This is a genomic window from Shimia sp. MIT910701 (genome assembly GCF_047126315.1).
Taxonomy (GTDB): Bacteria; Pseudomonadota; Alphaproteobacteria; order Rhodobacterales; family Rhodobacteraceae; genus Shimia.
This window is the reverse complement of record NZ_CP138953.1, coordinates 2000679-2018863: the sequence shown is the minus strand read 5'-3', so window position 1 is coordinate 2018863 and position 18185 is coordinate 2000679. Positions and strand designations below refer to the sequence as shown.

Annotated in this window: 21 protein-coding genes; 9 read left to right on the top strand and 12 right to left on the bottom strand. The window is 56.4% G+C overall.

Translation table 11 applies throughout. From position 1 onward, the window contains the following. Positions 1-55 precede the first annotated feature (55 nt). The 3 genes from istA to SIB38_RS09600 all read left to right on the top strand — a co-directional run bounded on the left by istA (position 56) and on the right by SIB38_RS09600 (position 3596). Entirely contained in the window at positions 56-1585 is a 1530-nt protein-coding gene (istA, locus tag SIB38_RS09610) for an IS21 family transposase (RefSeq protein WP_412552032.1), read from the top strand. After that, positions 1575-2366, top strand: a complete 792-nt coding sequence (gene istB, locus SIB38_RS09605; RefSeq protein WP_412551908.1) for an IS21-like element helper ATPase IstB — start codon at positions 1575-1577, stop codon at positions 2364-2366. The genes istA and istB overlap by 11 nt, the downstream gene beginning before the upstream one ends. 327 nt (positions 2367-2693) lie before the next feature. Next, positions 2694-3596 carry a GntR family transcriptional regulator gene (locus SIB38_RS09600; RefSeq protein ID WP_412551907.1) on the top strand — a complete coding sequence of 301 codons (903 nt, stop codon included), beginning with the start codon at positions 2694-2696 and terminating at the stop codon, positions 3594-3596. Between the two features lie 11 nt (positions 3597-3607). Here the strand turns inward: SIB38_RS09600 and SIB38_RS09595 are convergent, their stop codons facing one another. The 3 genes from SIB38_RS09595 to SIB38_RS09585 form a co-directional block, all read right to left on the bottom strand. Then, a complete protein-coding gene (locus SIB38_RS09595) occupies positions 3608-4549 on the bottom strand; it encodes an aldo/keto reductase (RefSeq protein WP_412551906.1) in 942 nt (313 codons plus the stop codon). Between the two features lie 26 nt (positions 4550-4575). Next, positions 4576-4722 carry a hypothetical protein gene (locus SIB38_RS09590; RefSeq protein WP_412551905.1) on the bottom strand — a complete coding sequence of 49 codons (147 nt, stop codon included), beginning with the start codon at positions 4720-4722 and terminating at the stop codon, positions 4576-4578. Between the two features lie 108 nt (positions 4723-4830). Beyond that, entirely contained in the window at positions 4831-5700 is an 870-nt protein-coding gene (locus SIB38_RS09585; RefSeq protein ID WP_412551904.1) for a mannitol dehydrogenase family protein, read from the bottom strand. Between the two features lie 121 nt (positions 5701-5821). Here SIB38_RS09585 and SIB38_RS09580 point away from each other — a divergent pair, with 121 nt between their 5' ends. Continuing rightward, positions 5822-6730 (top strand): sugar kinase, encoded by a 909-nt coding sequence (locus tag SIB38_RS09580; protein WP_412551903.1) that lies wholly within the window; start codon positions 5822-5824, stop codon positions 6728-6730. 1 nt (position 6731) lies between these two features. Beyond that, entirely contained in the window at positions 6732-7064 is a 333-nt protein-coding gene (locus SIB38_RS09575; RefSeq protein WP_412551902.1) for an L-rhamnose mutarotase, read from the top strand. A 75-nt stretch (positions 7065-7139) separates the two neighbouring features. On the opposite strand, the gene SIB38_RS09570 is transcribed toward SIB38_RS09575, so the two are convergent. From SIB38_RS09570 to SIB38_RS09560, 3 genes are all read right to left on the bottom strand, one after another. Continuing rightward, positions 7140-8420 (bottom strand): TRAP transporter large permease, encoded by a 1281-nt coding sequence (locus SIB38_RS09570; RefSeq protein ID WP_412551901.1) that lies wholly within the window; start codon positions 8418-8420, stop codon positions 7140-7142. After that, complete coding sequence (locus SIB38_RS09565; protein WP_412551900.1) at positions 8417-8941, bottom strand: TRAP transporter small permease; 525 nt, start codon at positions 8939-8941, stop codon at positions 8417-8419. The genes SIB38_RS09570 and SIB38_RS09565 overlap by 4 nt, the downstream gene beginning before the upstream one ends. A gap of 67 nt (positions 8942-9008) precedes the next feature. Next, positions 9009-9989: a sialic acid TRAP transporter substrate-binding protein SiaP gene (locus tag SIB38_RS09560; protein ID WP_412551899.1), complete on the bottom strand. Its 981-nt coding sequence runs from the start codon at positions 9987-9989 to the stop codon at positions 9009-9011. 131 nt (positions 9990-10120) lie between these two features. Between SIB38_RS09560 and SIB38_RS09555 the strand changes: the two genes are divergently transcribed. Further along, positions 10121-11026, top strand: a complete 906-nt coding sequence (locus SIB38_RS09555; protein WP_412551898.1) for an FCD domain-containing protein — start codon at positions 10121-10123, stop codon at positions 11024-11026. A 3-nt stretch (positions 11027-11029) separates the two neighbouring features. Here the strand turns inward: SIB38_RS09555 and SIB38_RS09550 are convergent, their stop codons facing one another. Next, positions 11030-11701, bottom strand: coding sequence for a GntR family transcriptional regulator (locus SIB38_RS09550; RefSeq protein ID WP_412551897.1), 672 nt, complete (start codon positions 11699-11701; stop codon positions 11030-11032). A gap of 272 nt (positions 11702-11973) precedes the next feature. Here SIB38_RS09550 and SIB38_RS09545 point away from each other — a divergent pair, with 272 nt between their 5' ends. From SIB38_RS09545 to SIB38_RS09535, 3 genes are all read left to right on the top strand, one after another. Further along, on the top strand, positions 11974-12720 hold the full coding sequence (locus SIB38_RS09545; RefSeq protein WP_412551896.1) for an SDR family oxidoreductase: 747 nt from the start codon (positions 11974-11976) through the stop codon (positions 12718-12720). Positions 12721-12734: 14 nt separating this feature from the next. Beyond that, positions 12735-13577 carry a fumarylacetoacetate hydrolase family protein gene (locus SIB38_RS09540; protein ID WP_412551895.1) on the top strand — a complete coding sequence of 281 codons (843 nt, stop codon included), beginning with the start codon at positions 12735-12737 and terminating at the stop codon, positions 13575-13577. 148 nt (positions 13578-13725) lie between these two features. Then, on the top strand, positions 13726-13920 hold the full coding sequence (locus SIB38_RS09535) for a DUF4147 domain-containing protein (RefSeq protein WP_412551894.1): 195 nt from the start codon (positions 13726-13728) through the stop codon (positions 13918-13920). An 82-nt stretch (positions 13921-14002) separates the two neighbouring features. Here the strand turns inward: SIB38_RS09535 and SIB38_RS09530 are convergent, their stop codons facing one another. From SIB38_RS09530 to SIB38_RS09510, 5 genes are all read right to left on the bottom strand, one after another. Beyond that, positions 14003-14710, bottom strand: a complete 708-nt coding sequence (locus SIB38_RS09530) for an IS6 family transposase (protein ID WP_412551893.1) — start codon at positions 14708-14710, stop codon at positions 14003-14005. Positions 14711-15110: 400 nt separating this feature from the next. After that, positions 15111-15386, bottom strand: a complete 276-nt coding sequence (locus SIB38_RS09525) for a hypothetical protein (protein ID WP_295179925.1) — start codon at positions 15384-15386, stop codon at positions 15111-15113. Next, positions 15376-16461 carry a hypothetical protein gene (locus SIB38_RS09520; RefSeq protein WP_412551892.1) on the bottom strand — a complete coding sequence of 362 codons (1086 nt, stop codon included), beginning with the start codon at positions 16459-16461 and terminating at the stop codon, positions 15376-15378. The genes SIB38_RS09525 and SIB38_RS09520 overlap by 11 nt, the downstream gene beginning before the upstream one ends. Then, a complete protein-coding gene (locus SIB38_RS09515) occupies positions 16425-16835 on the bottom strand; it encodes a DUF4383 domain-containing protein (protein WP_412551891.1) in 411 nt (136 codons plus the stop codon). The genes SIB38_RS09520 and SIB38_RS09515 overlap by 37 nt, the downstream gene beginning before the upstream one ends. Next, on the bottom strand, positions 16832-18181 hold the full coding sequence (locus SIB38_RS09510) for an FAD-binding protein (RefSeq protein WP_412551890.1): 1350 nt from the start codon (positions 18179-18181) through the stop codon (positions 16832-16834). The genes SIB38_RS09515 and SIB38_RS09510 overlap by 4 nt, the downstream gene beginning before the upstream one ends. Positions 18182-18185 lie beyond the last annotated feature (4 nt).

The following is an 18185-nucleotide window of genomic DNA, read 5'->3' as shown; positions in this document are numbered from 1 at the left end:
CCATGTGAACACACTACCCCGACGTTTTTGGTTGGGGAGATTTGGAGTGATCGACATGGGATTTTTGAGTGTCATCAGACGCTGGGCATTGCGTGACAAAATGCCGATACGCGAGATTGCCCGTCGCACGGGTTTGTCTCGCAATACCATTAGGAAGTATCTGCGCGAAGGCGCTGTGGAGCCAAACTTCAAGACGCCAAAACGTCCGAGTAAGCTGGATCCATATGCGGATCGGTTGTCTGCTTGGCTTTTGATCCAGACACGCAAGTCGCGCAAAGAGCGGCGAACAGTGAAGCAAATGCACGCTGATCTTGTGAAGTTGGGATATGACGGTTCATACGAACGCGTGGCAGCTTTTGCACGGGCTTGGCGTGACGATAGGCATCGTGCCGAACAGACGTCAGGGCGCGGCACTTTTGTGCCGTCGGTGTTCCAGCCGGGTGAAGCGTTCCAGTTCGACTGGAGCGAAGACTGGGCCAACATCGGAGGTGAACGGGTCAAGCTTCAGGTCGCGCATGTCAAGCTGTCGCACAGCCGGGCGTTCCTCGTGCGAGCCTATCCGCTGCAAACGCACGAGATGCTGTTTGACGCTCACTGGCATTCTTTCCGCGTCTTTGGCGGGGTGCCGGCCCGGGGGATCTATGACAATATGAAGACCGCGGTTGATCGCGTTGGCAAAGGCAAACAACGCGACATCAATGCCCGCTTCAAAGCGATGGCAAGTCACTATGTGTTTGACCCCGAGTTCTGCAATCCTGCGGCAGGCTGGGAGAAGGGGCAAGTCGAGAAGAACGTCCAGGATGCGCGTAATCGTTTGTGGCAGGTCATGCCCATCCTCAAGGCACTTGGTGAGTTGAACCAATGGCTTGAGGATCGCTGTATCGCTCTCTGGGCGGAGACCAGGCATCGAGAAGTGCCGGGCACTGTTGCGGATGCATGGGAAGCTGAGAAGCCCGCATTGATGGCGCTGCCGCCGGCTTTTGATGCGTTCGTCGAGCACAGCAAAGGTATCTCCCCGACCTGCCTGGTGAGCTTTGAACGCAACCGCTACAGCGTGCCCGCCAGCTTTGCGAACCGCCGTGTCAGCCTACATGTCTACCCCGAAAGACTGGTGGTTGTGGCTGAAGGTAAAACGGTTTGCGAGCACCCGCAGATCATTGATCGTTCTCATCGCAAGCCCGGCAAAGTCATTTATGATTGGCGACACTATCTCGCTGGTATCCAACGCAAACCTGGCGCGCTTCGTAACGGCGCACCGTTCACGGAGATGCCCGATGCCTTCCGGCAATTGCAGGATCACATGCTCCGAAAGGAGGGTGGCGACAGGGAAATGGTCGACATCCTGTCACTGGTTCTCCAACACAACGAGGAAGACGTCTTGTGCGCGGTGGAACTGGCGTTGGATGCAGGCGTGCCAACCAAGACGCATGTCCTGAACCTGCTTCACCGATTGAGCGACCGCAGACCGACAGATCACCCAGAGGTCGATCCGCCGGACGCGTTGGCATTGCAGACGACGCCAGAGGCCAATGTAGATCGCTATGACGACCTGAGACAGACTGGGGAGAAGCGCCATGCGTCATGATCCAGCCGGCGCATCCATCGTCATTATGCTGCGCAGCATCAAGCTCTATGGCATGGCAAATGCGGTCGAAGACTTGGTCGCCCAAGGAGCGCCAGCGTTCGAAGCTGCGATACCGCTTCTATCACAACTGCTTAAGGCCGAGATCGCAGAACGCGAGGTGCGATGCATCGCTTACCATACCAAAGTCGCTCGCTTCCCTGCATACAAAGATCTCAACGGCTTCGATTTTACATCCAGTGAGGTCAATGAAGCGACAGTACGTCAATTGCACCGCTGCGAGTTTATAGAAGCGGCTGAGAATGTCGTGCTGATCGGCGGCCCCGGAACGGGCAAGAGCCACACGGCCACCGCAATCAGTGTTCAGGCGATTGAGCACCGTAGACGTAAGGTCCGCTTCTTCTCCACTGTGGAGCTGGTCAATGCGCTGGAGCAGGAAAAGGCCCTCGGCAAGGCAGGAAAACTGGCTGAGACGCTGACCAAAGTCGACTTGGTCATCTTGGACGCGCTCGGCTACTTGCCGTTCAGCGCGTCAGGCGGCGCGCTTCTCTTCCATCTGCTCAGCAAGCTCTACGAGCGCACCAGCGTGATTATCACAACAAACCTCAGCTTCTCAGAATGGGCTAAGGTCTTCGGTGACGCAAAGATGACCACCGCTCTTCTCGATAGGCTGACGCATAGGTGTCACATCCTCGAAACAGGCAACGACAGTTACCGCTTCAAAGCCAGTTCTGACGCTGCAAAGAAAATAGCAAAGGAGACCCAAACATTGACCGCGTCATAAATGACGACGCATAACTGAAGGTGGGTCAAATCTCGGTGAAAATACCGGGTCAGTTCTCAGTGACAATCAACAGCGGACAGTTTGTGGAACATTTCGGCTGACATATTCAGCTTCTTGCCTTTGCTTCGGATCGAAGTGAGTGAAAGGTCCATTCCCGTCTCCAGTGTGCCCCCTTGCGATGGGATGTATTTTGGTATTTAATTATTTTGGTATTTAATTATTTTGTACACAACATCAGGCAACAGGCTGTAAGTCAAATGTTTTTAATAATTAAAAACGTAAAATTAAAAACAGTGCATTGCCAGTTACTATAAAGAGGTAAGTCACGTGGCACGCACAGATGAACGATTTCGCGAAGCTTTCAACGCCCTTCTCATGATCTGCAAGGGGTTGGAAGTGGGCGAAAGGCTCCCATCGGAAACACAGCTTGCCGTAAAGCTCGAGGTTAGCAGGACTGTCGTTAGATCCGTACTGACTCGACTGGACAACAAAGGCGTAATCCAGTGGGAGGGACGATCCAAGACACTTTTGCGCGCGCCGAGGAAACAAGATCAGCTTGCAATGCCGCAGGAAAGCCTGGCGCCGGAAGAGCTCGAACGGCGATTCTTGGACTGGATCCTGCGCTTTGACGTACCGCCCGGCACACCTATCAATGTGACTGAGCTTGCACGAAACTGGAATGTACAGCAGCACACCTTGCAAGAGTTCCTCGCATCGCTCAGCCGTTTCAGCCTGGTCCAACGGCGCAAGCGCGGCGGGTGGGAGCTGTTGGGCTTCACCTCGGATTTCGCCGTCGAGCTTTCGGACTTCCGGACTGTGTTAGAGTTGAATGCGATCAGCAAATTCATCCAGCTTCCCGATGAAGCTCCAATCTGGACCGAACTGGAACAGCTCAAACATGATCATCTAGAACTGCGTGACCAGATCGACACGCGGTTCCACGACTTCTCGTTGCTGGATGAACGCTTCCACAACACGATCGGTGGCGTGGTTAAGAACCGGTTCACGGCCGAATTCCAGCGAGTGATCGCGTTGATTTTTCACTACCACTATCAGTGGGACAAAAAAGATGAGCAACAACGCAACGCCGCCGCAATCACCGAGCATCTGCGCCTGATAGAGGCCCTGCAGAACCGGAACAAAGACGAGGCGATGGCCGCCGCAGACGACCATCTGACAACATCAAAGCAGACGTTGCTGGCCTCGTTGGGCATTCACGATTTCGCATAGTATCTCGGCTCTCAGACCGGATCGAATACCCAATCATATTTGCTGTCCCACGGCACATCCAGCGCATTCAGATTGCGTTTAAGGGACGAAACCTTCCCCGTCCCCAGCAAAACCGATGCCGCAGCCGGATGGCGCCGCGCGTACTGCATGGCGACCGTGGCCAGCGGAACACCGATGTGGTCCGTCCGGGCTTGAAGCTGGGCGACCTGCTCCATGATCTCGTCCGTGGCGGGTTGATAGTCGAAATGCGCGCTCTGCACGGGCCCTGTGGCCAAGATGCCCGAGTTGAAGATTCCGCCCAGAACCATACTGGTCTGCGCGTTACGACACCGCCCAACCAGTTCGTCTTCACCCTGACGGTCCAAAAGCGTGAGCCGCCCTGCCAGCAGAATGACGTCCAGCGGACACTCCTGTATCACGTCCAGACAGACCCTCGTTTCGTTCACACCCAGCCCAAAGGCCCCAATCCGCCCCGCAGCTTTCAGTTTTTGCAACCGATCTAGACCCGAGGACATCAGCGCCTCGAAATGTGGAGCATTCCCGTCGCCATGGGTACAGGCGCCGATGTCATGCACATAGATGATGTCGATATATGACGTGCCAAGCCGCTCGCAGCTTTGTTCAAAAGATGCTTCGATCCCGTTCCCGGAATAGTCATAACGAACGTCATTGTGCAGCGGATTTATGAACCCGTTGGCCTCGGCCATTGGTTTGCCGGACGATAACAGCCGCCCTACCTTGGTCGAGATCACAAAACTGTCACGCACGCGGCCCTTCAGAAAGGCGCCCAAGCGCTGTTCAGACAACCCCCGCCCATAATGCGGTGCCGTATCGAAATAGCGGATGCCTGCATCCCATGCGCAGGCCATAACCTCGGCTGCCTCGGCCTTGGGGATGTCGTGATACAGATTGCCAATGCCCGAGCAACCAAAGGACAGATCGGTAACATGCACGTCGGTTTGTCCGATACGATTGGTGATTATGGTTGAACCTCCAGTTTGGTGCGCCGCGCTGCGTGCAGCAGGCGTGGCATCTCATGGGTTGCGCCTTGCGCCCGCGCCCAGTCGATGAAGGCGGCAATACGGCGGGTGCATTTTTCTGCGTGGTTTCCGGCAATGTCTTCCAACCGGTGATCCAGAAAAGGATTGTCGAATCGGTCGATTGTGACGCGGATATAGGCAGCCGCCTGATCGCCAAGGCCCGCAGCCTGAAACCCAGGCAGAACTTCGGTCTGTTACAGATCTTCCAGATTCGCGCGCACGGCGGCGTCATGCATCAGGTCACGGACAAATTCCGCCCCGACCTGCCCGCGTTTCAACCACCCATCCACCAAATAGCTATGCCCCAGATTAAGGATATGCAGTTTCTGCTTCTCGACCGGATCCAGATTAGCAACCACCTGCACCGCGTCATGCCGCGCAGGCAGGATCAGCCCCGGGCAATCCTCTATCGCCCACAGCGCATAGGGTTCGGCGACGGCACCCGCTGGCTCCAAAGGCTCCGAGACGATCCGGTCCACCAGTGAAGTCACAAAGCGTGCATCCCGCGCCACCCAATCGGCGAATTTCGGATCCAGCGCGCGGGCAAGCTTTAGCACTCGATCTCGTAGGACCTCTCCATTACGGGCGACCAATTCTGTCGGCATAATCTGGATCGCCCGCCCGCACGCGGCAAACCGCGCCCTAAGCAGATGGGTCAGCTTAGCTGGGAATGACATGGGTTGGGCAAACTGAGCGTAATTATCTTGCGGCTGCGCCGCCCAGCCTGCATCGCCGGTGTTCGAAATCACAATCTCGGCCTCGTCCACGAAACGGCGTTGCAGTTCGGCAAGGTCTGTGGCTGTCGACAGCTTGCATGTCACTGCATTGGCGCGTGTTTCGAAGGATACTTCCGCGCCCTCCACGATCCCCTGAATCCGCACCGGATACCCAATGGGCGCGGCAAGCGCCTGCAAGCGACGTGCACAGACCGAATCACTCGAGGATTGGACAACGCAGATCGGCCCCACCGCATCCCCAGTTTTCAACGCGTCTGAGATGAACAAATCGGCGTGCGCCTGAAGAAAACGGCTTGTGCCAAATTGGATGGTTGGTGTGATTGACATCGCGCCCTCCGGTTTGCTATTCAGTTTTTTATTATTACATACAAAATGTCAAACCACGACACGCCTGACAGCAAATTGCAAGAATAAGACCGGCCCTAACCGGTTGCGGAGGAACAGCAAAATGACCATGCAGATAACCTTTGCTGGCGAAGTTATGGGAGAGCTGCGCCGGAACGATACGGGCTATGCCCTGGGCTTTGCCGGGGATACGTTCAACGCCGCCGTCTATTGCAAACGCCTTTTGGCCTCGGGCGAGCGGGTGTCGTATCTGACACGTGTTGGGACCGACCCCATGTCGCAAGGCGCCTTGGATACGGCGAAGGCCGAGGGCTTGGACACGTCGACCATCCAGCGCGATACCCGCTTTAATCTGGGCCTCTACGCGGTTGCGACGGACGCCAACGGCGAACGCAGCTTTTCATATTGGCGCGACCAATCGGCTGCACGGCAATTGTTTTCAGATCTGGCTGAACTGGATGCGTTGTCGCAGACCGATTTGCTGTGCCTATCCGGGATCACGCTTGCCATCCTGACGCCCCAGCAGCGTGACGCCCTGTTTCAGCGCATTGCAGAATTGCGGAGCGCCGGGACATTGCGCTTGATCTTCGATGATAACTACCGCTCCGCCCTGTGGGAAAGCCGCGAGGTTGCACAGCAGGTCATGACGCAAGCCTGGCGGCTGACCGATATCGCCCTGCCCTCGGTCGATGACGAGATGGCACTGTTTGGTGATGCGGATGAGGCGGCTGTTCTGGCCCGGCTGCGCGGGCTGGGCTTGGCCGAGGGTGCCTTGAAACGAGCCGCCTCGGGTCCGGTTCCGATCAACCCCAACATTCAGATTTCTGCCCCCTATCCCGCAGCCGAGCGTGTCGTGGACACCACCGCCGCTGGTGATAGTTTCAATGGCGGTTTTCTGGCTGCCTTGATACAAGGCGCACCTACCCATGCCTGCATGATGCAAGGTCACATGCTGGCCCGCGAGGTCGTCGGTCATCCCGGCGCGATCGTTCCTAAAGGAAAGGGCAACTGACATGGTACAACGCATGGGCAAAGTGATTGGCCTGAAACCCGAACACATGGCCGAATACAAACGTCTGCACGCCTATGTCTGGCTGGATGTTCTGGCGCGGCTGCGCAAATCGAATATCACCAACTATTCGATCTTCCTGCGCGAACCCGAGAACCTGATGTTCAGCTATTGGGAATATACCGGAACGGATTTCGAGGCCGACAGCGCGGCGATTGCCGCGGACCCAATCACGCAGGATTGGTGGAAAGTCTGCGGTCCGATGCAGGCTCCGCTAGAGACCCGCGCTGAAGGTGAATGGTGGGCATCTATGGTAGAAGTCTTCCACCTCGATTGATCCCCTCAAAATCAATATGCAAGAAGACCGCCCCAGCACGGCGGTCTTTGTTGTTTGGCATGTCAGTAAGCCGAGTTAGTTGCGATAGAGCAGCTCGGGCAGACACATAGTCAGTTGCGGCACGAAGGTCAGCAGCAACAGCACCGCCACCAGCGGCACAACGAAAGGCATCGTAGCGCGCACACATCGCTCAAAGGGCACGTCCGAAACCTTGGCCAGCACAAATAACACCATGCCCACGGGCGGCGTCAGAAGCCCGATCATCAGGTTCAGAATCACGATCACACCCAAATGAATCGGGTCCACGTCGATCTGCGCTGCAATCGGCAGCAGCACGGGCACGAGGATCGAGATTGCGGCGATAGTCTCCATAAACAGGCCAATGATCAGCACGACAAACATGATCACCAGAAGGACAACATATTTGTTCTCGCTGATCCCCAGCAGGGTTTCCGCGAACAAAGCCGCCGCCTGATTGGCGGTCAGGATCCACGCGAACACGGTGGCTCCGCCGACGATCAACAGGATTGACGCCGTCGTCTCAATCGTCTCAAGCGACACTTCGACCAGCCGGGGCAGCGTCAGGCTTTTGTAAACAAACAGCCCAAGAAGCAGCGCATAGGTGGCAGCGCAAACGGCAGCTTCGGTCGGAGTGAAGGCACCTGTCACAATACCGCCGACGATAATCACCGGTGTCATCAGGGGCAGAAAAGCACGTTTAAAGGACTGGCCGACGGTGGACAGACGGAACGCCACATCACGCGGATAGTTTCGCTTGCGCGACAGATACCAGACCATCGCCATCAAAGTGCCGGCCATAAGCAGCCCGGGGATGATCCCGGCCACGAACAGCTCGCCAATCGATACGGATGCCATGACCCCGAAGATCACCAAGGGCAGCGAGGGCGGGATGATCGGCCCGATGGTCGAAGAGGCCGCCGTCACGCCAACCGAAAAATCGTCATCATAACCCGCGTCCCGCATGGCCTTGATCTCGATCGCACCCAAGCCGCCCGCATCGGCCACCGCAGCACCGGACATGCCCGCGAAGATTATGCTTGCACCGATATTCACATGGCCAAGACCGCCATGCATCCAGCCGACTATGGAACGCGCGAAAGTGAAGATCCGCTCGGTGATCCCGGCCGAGTTCATCAGCCCGCCCGCAAGAATAAAAAACGGGATTGCGAGCAACGGGAACGAGTTCATGCCGTTAATCATGTTATGTGCCAGCAAAACCGGCGGCATGCCCTCGATCACGATATAGCCCAGCGAGGACAGACCAAGCGCCACTGCAATCGGTACCCGCAGGGCCATCAGCGCGAAAAGGGAAAGGAACAGAAGGATAACGGTCATGCGTCACCGCCTTTCAATAGGCGCCATAGCTGGCGCTGCTGCAATACAACCAACGCGGCCAGCGCCACCAGTACAAGCGCATAGAGATAGTATTTAGGGAACGGCAGCGAGACCATTTTCTGGAAGCTGGTCTGGCGCGCCAGAATATAAAGCGAGTAGATCAGAAAGCCGAACATTCCCGTCGTGACAAGCGTGGCAAAGATCTTGATCGGACGCAGCATGCGACCTGCGAACCCGTCGATAAACTCCAACCGGATATGCGTGTCGCGCAACTGACAGCGCAGCGCGCCGGTAAAGGCTAGAAGGATCAACAGATAACGCGCGGCCTCTTCCGTCCAGGACAGCGAGTCGTTCAACACATAGCGCGTCAGAAATTGCAGCAGCACCGTGAAGAACAGCGCCGTGAACACGAACAGCGCAGGGATATCCCAGACCGAGAAAAACTGTTGCCAGGATTTGGTCGTGTTGCCCATCACCTCGTCGGTGAACAGATCGTCCAGATCATCGGTAGAACGGCCCATATCCGGCCTCCTTTAAAAGGTTCAGGCGCGCAGTGAGTGGGCGCGCCTGAACACGGGGTGATGTGGGTTACTTGATCGCCTGAAGACGCTCGTAAACCTCGGCATCCCACGGAACATCCGATCCGGTCAGGGCAGGCGAAACGGCTGCGATAAAGGGTGCGCGGTCAACCTCGTTCACGATCACGCCCTGCTCGCGGAACCAATCCGCAAGGCTGGCTTCTGATGCGACGATTTCATTCGACGCCCATTCGGCCCCGTAGCGGATTGCCTCTTTCAGGGTTTCCAGATCCTTGTTGCTCAGCTTGGCCACTGTTGCGGGCGAAATCAGCGTCACCAGCGAGTTGGTGATGTGGCTGGTTAGGTTGATGTTCGACTGGACTTCATAGAACTTCTTAAATTGGATGGTCGGCAGGGGGTTTTCCTGCGCGTCCACAACACCCTGCTGAAGCGCCAGATAAACTTCCGAGAACGCCATCGGCGTGGGGTTCGCACCGGTTACTTCCGGGAACATCTGATAGGCGGGCGCATTGGGTGTGCGGATCTTCAGGCCCTCCATATCTGCGGGCGTAAGGATCGGTTTGTTGGCCGTCACCTGACGCGACCCGTAATAGGTCATCGCCACAACATGGTTGCCCGTCACATCGGTATAGCTTTGCGCCAGTTCCTTAAACAGATTGGAATTCGCATAGGCCTTCCAGTGATTATAATCGCGCAGGGTAAACGGGTAGTCTGAAATAGAGATCGGCGGATAGCTTTGCCCAAGGAATGCAACCCCGGTATAGATCATGTCGACCGTACCCAGCGACAGACCCTCGTTCAGCGCGGCCTCTTTGCCCAGCTGCGATGCCGGGAAGACCTCGATCTTATAGCGACCATCGGTGCCTTTTGCGAATTCCTCGGCCACCTGAAGCGCAGCTTCATGGTAAGGGGTCGCGGTTTCGTAGACATGCGCAAATTTCAGAACTTCCTCAGCAAATGCTGGGGTCGCGGCAACAAGCGTTGTTGCGGCGAAGGCGCCAAGAATGGCGCGGCGCGGCAGTGTAAACATTAGGTATCCTCCCATAATGGACAGTGTCACAATACTGTATTTAATTTATTAAATACCATTCTTGACAGCACGCAAGTGGTTTTAATTATAATATACACGATTAAAAACCATCTCAGATTCACGAGGTCGCCGTGGCGCGCTCTAACCGCCTGTTTGGCAAATTCTATAATGAAACACTGAACCGTCTTCAGCTCGGCATACCGGTTCCGAATCCAACGCAGCTTGCCCTGCAACTGGGCATCAGCCGCACGACAAGTCGAAAAATCTGGGCATTGCTTGTCGAACGCGGCCTGATCGACGGGACTACAGGGCAAGAACAGCCTCGCCCCCTTCTTCGTGCGACCTCGCCTGATGACTTCTTTCCCAAAGAAAGCACAATAACCACCGAGGCCCTGATACAGGAAAAGCTTATGACCTGGGTGATAGATCAAAAGATCCAGACAGGTGGCGGGTTCACCGAAGCGCAAGTCGTCCGTGCGCTTGGTATTTCGCATGCTGCTATTCACGAATTCCTAATCCGGCTCAGCAGTTTTGGGCTCATCCGCCGCGAGCCCAATCGCCGTTGGGTATATCAAAGCATGACGCCAGACTATGCGGACGAGGTATATGAATTCAGGAAATTCATCGAGTTCCGCTCGCTGCGCAAAGTCGCCACGCTTCCGAACATAGACCCCATTTGGTCTGACCTCAAAACACTGCGGATAAAACACCAACGCGCCCTTACCACTCCGCCGGGCGACCCGATAGAGTTCAAAGAGCTGGATGTTGAACTTCACGCCACGCTGAACAGATCCGCACGCCATCGGTTTCTTCTTGGAAACGACGACGCGGTATCGCTGCTGTTCTTTTCGCACTACCATTTGTCTGCTGATCGGCATCTTGTGACGACCCGCAACGAACGCGCAATCTTTGAACATATCGACATAATTGATGCGCTGATCTCAGATGATCTGGACCGGGCACTTGATGGGATGGAGCACCATCTGGACGCGGCGAAAGCCGAGTTGATAAGCCGCCTCGAAAGCGTCAGCCCCTAGCCGTTATTTCAGCTTGGACGGATCCATATCCACAATAAAGAATGATGGATAACGCTCCAGTGCTTCCAGGGTATCACTTTTCAGCTGTTGCAAATGGTGGTCCATACACTCGGCTGCACGCTTGGCGTCACCCGCTTCAATCGCATCCGCGATCTGGCTGTGTTCCGCGACCACCTGATGCATCCGGTTTGCCACTGGCAAAGTCAGATGACGGTGCCGATCCATCGGCGTTTTGATCTGCTGAATCACCCGCCACAGCCCAGGAGATCCGCTCATCTCGGCGATCTGCGCGTGAAACGCGCTGTCTGTTTTGTCAAAATCGGATTGTTTGCCTGCATCGGCGGCCTCGCGATTATCTTCGATGATCGCACGCAAATGCAGTTTTTGGGCAGCCGTGGCCGACGTCGCCGCACGGGCCACAAGATCCCGCTCCAACGCCCGCCGCGCCACCAGCGCTTCGGGCAGGATCGACAGCGGAATGCGGGCAACGAATGTGCCCGAGTTCGGCACCACTTCTACCAGCATCTCTTTCACCAGACGTAGCACCGCCTCGCGGACAGGTGTGCGCGAGGCATCAAATGCGCTTGCCACTTCGCGCTCCAGAATCGGTGTGCCGGGCGGCAAGATCAGGTTGGTGATGTCATGGTGCAGCCTGTCGTAGATGCGATCTGCCAAGGTTTGGCGCGTCCCGCTTTCAAACTGTCCCTGCCCAGATGGCGCGGTATTTGCGGCCCGCTTTCGCAGGGCTGTTCGCGGGGCCTGTTTTTCCTGCTTTGACATCATCGTCACCGTTCTGAATGCTCCCAACACGCCTAAGCGGGCACATTGATAATCTCAACTTGAATAACTGGTGTATCTGGTATACTAGTTGCGAAGAAAACGCAAACTTGCCTCATTAACCATGTCACTTAACGGACAAAGCCGACCTTGCGCAGAAGGGACACGAGATGAGCTATGAACTGTCACTGAAAGGCAAAACTGCCTTGATCACCGCCGCAGGTCAGGGCATCGGCCGGGCCAGCGCCGAGGCATTCGCCCGCGCAGGCGCAATGGTCTATGCCACCGATATCAATGACGCCACACTGGCCAAACTGGACACCGTGAATGGGATCATCGCCCTGAAATTGGACGTCATGGACGCAGACAACATCGCGTCGGTCCTAGCGCAAACCGGACCGCTGGACGTGCTGTTCAACTGCGCGGGTTTCGTGCACGCAGGCAGCATTCTGGACTGCCCCGAAGAAGACTGGGACTTCGCCTTCAACATGAACGCCAAAGCGCAATATCGTATGTGTAAAGCTGTGCTGCCTGATATGCTGGCCAAGGGCGGCGGGTCGATCCTCAACATGGCCTCGGTCGCCTCGTCGATCAAAGGCGTACCGAACCGTTTTGCCTATTGCGCATCGAAAGCAGCTGTGGTCGGCCTGACCAAATCCATTGCCGCCGACTTTGTGACTAAAGGCATTCGCTGCAACGCGATCTGCCCCGGTACCGTCGACAGCCCGTCACTGCATGACCGCCTGCGTGCGACCGGAGATTATGAACAAGCCATAAAAGATTTCATTGCCCGACAGCCGATGGGCCGGGTTGGGGATGCTGATGAGATCGCGGCATTGGCGCTGTATCTCGCGTCCGACGCCAGCGGCTTCACCACAGGACAAACCCACATCATCGATGGTGGCTGGGCCAACTAAACACGGAGAGACCAATGAAACTTTTGCGTTACGGCCCCAAGGGGCAGGAAAAGCCGGGCATTCTGGATGCTGACGGCAAAGTACGGGATCTGTCCGCTCATGTGGCGGACATTGCAGGCGATGTGCTAGGGGATGACGGTCTTGCAAAAATCGCTGCCCTTGATCTATCCACCCTGCCCGAGGTCGAGATCGACCGCTATGGCCCCTGTGTTTCAGGCGTGGGCAAATTCATCTGTATCGGTCTTAACTACTCCGATCACGCTGCCGAAAGCGGGCTGCCCGTTCCGTCCGAGCCGGTAATCTTCTCCAAGGCGACCAGCGCCATTTGTGGACCCAATGACAATATCGAAATCCCGCGCGGATCCACCGCCACCGACTGGGAAGTTGAGCTGGGCGTCGTGATCGGAAAAGAGGCCAAATATATCGACGAGGCCGACGCGCTGGATTATGTTGCGGGCTATTGCGTGATCAACGACATCTCGGAACGCGACTTCCAGATCAAGCGCGAAGGTCAGTGGACCAAAGGCAAATCTGCCGACACCTTTGGTCCAATCGGCCCCTGGTTGGTCACCAGGGATGAGGTTCCCGACCCGCAGGCCCTGTCCATATATCTGGACGTAAATGACAAGCGCATGCAGGACGGCTCGACCAACACAATGGTCTATGGCGTCGCCAATGTGGTCGCCTACCTTTCGCAATTCATGTCGCTTCAGCCAGGTGACATCATCTCGACCGGCACGCCTCCGGGTGTTGGTCTGGGCATGAAGCCTGCCCCTGTTTATCTCAAGGCAGGGGACAAGATGGAGCTTGGCATCAATGGGCTGGGCAAGCAAAATCAGACGGTTGTGCAAGGCTGATCTCATCTGAAACCGGGCATTCCTCCGATGCCCGGTTTTTCACTTGAGAGGCGCCACCCTTGGACCAGGTAACCCTCCTTCACGACCTGTTTGACGCGGCGCTTACAGCTGCGGACCCTTTGCAGGCGGTTGAGGCCGAATAGGGGCCGTGCGAGGGCATCGCCATCACGCCCCTTGCGATGCCCTGCACTGCGATGACCCCGCCGACATCGCCTCGGGCCCCACCGTGCCGGCCCCGTCCACCGCAGCGGATGCGCGCGCCATTATCGACCGCCTTAATATGGACCTGCCCGACCCATACCAATGTGGACGACTTCCGCGTGGTTCTGTTGGAGACGTCTGATGACAACTGACCTGCTCTATGGCCGGGACGGTGCTGTCAGACTAATTCGAACGAGTCTCAGCTAGGACAGATTTTCTGCCCTTTATTCGGCGGAAAGTTGGCGCCACTCGGTCAGAGCGGCGCCACGGTTCAGTTTGAAATTTTGTCTAGAATAGAGACTGCGCTCCGAATTGAAGAGGTTGAGAACAGAAGCGTGGACTGAAGCGAACTTTTGCAAACTTCGTAGCCGCCGGAAACGCTGCATGGCACGTTCTCTTCGTCGAAAAGGCAGGTGCGAGTTTTCTGCTCGGTTGTTCACCCAGCGACCTGTTTCCTGCCGACCTGCGTTGCCAATTACCTTCAATGCTGCACTGTAGGATCGAAGCTTGTCTGTGACGATTACTTCAGGACGGCCAAACCTACGCATTGATTTCTTGAGAAATTTCAATGCTGCCTTCCTATCTCGCGTCTTCGTCACATAGCTTTCTAGGACCTCACCCTCATGATCAACGGCCCGCCAAAGGTAGTACCTCTCGCCGTTGATCTTCACGAACATTTCGTCCAGATGCCATTTCCAATTTGAGTGGCAACGCATCGACTGAGATCGTCTATTGCGAATTTCCGATGCGAATTTGGGACCGAACCGTTGCCACCAAAACCGAACGGACTCATAGCTCACGTCGATGCCGCGTTCGTGTAGCAGATCTTCGACATTCCTGAGCGACAGAGGAAACCGAATGTACATAATCAGAGCCAAGCGGATGATCTCAGGGCTGGTTTTGAAGTAGCGAAATGGGGATGGTTTTGGCATAGCGTAACGCTACCGCCCCACCCTATTCGTCTCAAGCCGGTTTCCTCTGACATGACCCGCAGGTTTGACAGTGGCCTGTACGATCGCTTTTCCAAGCCTTTGCGGCACTAACACCCAAACGGCAGTCCGGTACACTTGATTTTTTCAAGGCTACGATTTGTTGATGCGCAGGTCAGCCACACTGTCGCTGCGGTGGTATCTGAGTGCCAGGGGCGAAAGACTTCCTTGCGCACAATTCTATACGGCGCATGATGCGCTTGCGACACGACATTGGTTTCGGGACATCGGCCAGTACCGGGTTGATTTTGTGTATCAGCGCATATGCGCGCGCAATCAAATAAGTTTTGATCGACCGCGAGCAATGTAGGGCAACGAGTTTGCGGCCAATTGTGAGGCCCGCTCAGCCGCAGCCGGTGAGGCCCGCTGGGAGGACAAGGATAGCACCTTTTGCGTAAAGGCTGCGCGCAAAGCTTAGTTCATCCGAGGCCAGCGTGACACTGAATTGTGTAGCGGACAGGATGCGCGTTTGTTGGCTGAGACTTTCGAACAACTCAGCATCTGGAAACAGCACAACAAAGGCCGGGGCGGCATCGTTCATCATGGTAACCAGCCCGAGGATGGATAGCCATCCAACTACCATCACACTGGCTGCGGCGAGGCCGGATTTAATAGTCATGGATATGCTCCACTATAGTGTCGCTAGCCTCGAGCCCGCGGAGCGTCTCAGCAAGGCGGCTCACAGGCATCACTATGAGGTGGCGGTAGTCGTCAGCGCCTTGGCGCGCGCGGCTGTAGATTGCGTCCGGATGTGTGGCATTTCGGCCTAAGACAGTCAGCATGATGTCATCATTGCCGGCGATTTCAACAAAATTGACCTCGGATCGCGCCATCTTTGTCATTAAATGGGTCAAGGCACGGTAGCGGATGGTCTCTATCTCTGTGGCCCCATTCCCATGCGCGATGACGGTGACACCTTCGAAACCGTCAAATGCCTCAGCTTCGGGCGCGCGGACGATCATGCGCAGTGTCAGCGCATCGGGGCCGACCTGCGCGACGGCCTGTGCGATCACATCGGCATAGGCCGCCTTTGCCGCATATTCGAGGCCAAGCGCGATGTTCCTTTCGCGGTCCCTTAAGGCGTTTGTTGCGGAGGCGGCCAGTGCAGCCCGATCACCTTCAAAGTCCCATTTGTACCACGGCACCTGTTGTAGAAAGTTTGCATAGCTTTCGGCTTGCTGCGCCGATAGATCGTCAAGCGGCGCCCGCACGTCGCCTCTGAGCATGACAAATAGCCGACCGATAGTTTCTTCATAGGCCGCTTTCATCAAGAACTCTGCCGTGAAGCTGACCCCGATCACATAAACCATCTGTTTGGTGTCCGCATCGATCTGGCCATGAGACCCCGATGCCTTTGAGAGCGCGCAGAGCGCGCCCCAAAATCCTGAGATGCTTTTCAGGAACTGAAAATCGTGGGGATCGCCAGTGGCAAGGACGCGCCCGTAATCATCATAGGCGTGGACGATGTCCCATTCTGGGTAGGTTAGCAGGGTACGGGATTCTGGGCGATGATGCTTAGCGAGGAGGAGCGCTTGGTATGGCACGGGTTCGCCCGTCGGGCGACAGGCGGTTTCGACATAGGCAACGGGTGCGCTCAGTCCCAATATCAGCAGAACGACTGCGATAAGGCCGCGTTTGAGCCAGCGCCAGAAAGTCTTCACGCTGGACGGCCGATGTTCTTGATCCCGGCCCATACCGCAACGCCACCAAGGAGAAGGTGCGGCACATTTGCGAGGATACGACCGAGCGAGAGATCCATCCCGGCGGAGCCATTGGTTAAGATGCCAAGGTCGAGATAGCCGTAGCCTGTGAAAAACCCGAATATGCCGTCGCCCAAATAGGCCAGCCCAAACAGCACCATAAATGTCCGCGCCGCTTTGTGAGAGGTCAAGCCCGCGACCAGCGCCCACAGTGCGGACGCCACATGCAGCGCATCATCGTAGATGTCCAGCGCGAAGATGCCGAAGGCGAGCCCGTCTTCGTCTGTGAGGCCCGGAACATAATTCAGCGAGGCTGCGATCATCAGCACAGCGAAATAGGCGACGCAGAGTTTTTGTAAGCCGGTCATAGACGCTCCAGATAGCTGTCCCAAAGGTTGTTGCGCAGGATAAGCTGCGGGTCGATGGTGCGTTTTGCAGCAGCAAAATCCGCGGCACCGCTGTAGACAGTGGCCATTTGATCAAGGCGGGCATGGGGCCGATAGGGCAGGTAGTAGGCTCCGCCTCGGGCCGCGATCCGGTCGATCAGCGTTTCTGTCATGCGCCGCATGTCGGCTTCGGCGCGCAGTGTCATCTCTTGGCTGAACGACATAACGGCCGCGATCCTCGGTCGTGTCGCATAAGACAGGGTGCTTTGATCGTCCTGCGCGATATAGCGGAGGGTCACGTTTAGGAACTCTTGATAGGAGGCTGGGATTACCTTGCGGCAGGCCTCCAGGAAGTTGTCAAAGGCGTCAAAGCTGACGAAGTATTCATGCAGAATGTCCGTGCGGTCAGGGTTGCGGTCATCGAGCGTGACGACCGGTTCATTGATCAGCGAGTTGCGCGTCGCTTCACCGCCGCCGATGGCGGGCAAGAGTGAGGTTTCGTTCCACCACCGAAAGGTTTTTAGCGCTTCATTGCCCAGCTGCGCGCGGTAAAGTCGCCCGGCCACATGCGACATCCAGCCAGAGCCAGATGCGGCCGGTAGATCGTTTTGATCCTTGGTCTGCCGGTAAGTGGCAAGCAGGGCGTGCTCAAAAAAGCTCTCTCGTTCGACGTTCAGGCGTCCGTAGGCCATTGTGACCGCAGGATCGTCGATGGCGGTTTGGAAAGCCGTAGGAAAATCCGTGGCTGCCATAGTGTCATAGGTCGGCGAAAGGCGAGAATTTGGTACCATGTCCACGACCAAATCGATGATAACACCGATCAGCCCGTAGCCCCCCATGGCGAGTTTGAAGAGGTTGGAATTCTCGGTCGGGGAGCAGTCCACCACATCGCCAGAGGGTAAGAGCATGCGCAGTGACCGCACCGTCGCACCCATAGGGCCGTAAGGCACCGGCCAGCCATGGGCATTCACGGAAAAGGTCGCTCCAATGCCAAAGTCATTGTTGGATTGCATAACAGCAGGCGAAAACCCTTCTGCATCAAGTGCCGCGATGACTTGTGACCAGCGCGCCCCAGCATGTACGCGGTAGGTTAGATTGGTGCGGTCCAGCTCGATCGCGCCATGATCGAACGTGATTGCCGTACCGTTCCTTGGAATTGCCTGTCCGCCCATAGAATGACGCGCGGCACCAATATTCACGGGCCGATTGTTTTTGGCCGCTTCGGTCATTTCTGTCCTCAAGACTCGAATAAGGGCGTCATCGGCGTTCTCGGACAGCACAAGATGTTTGTGGATCGGCGTGGCAGAAAGCCCGCTCGCGTCATTCATGATC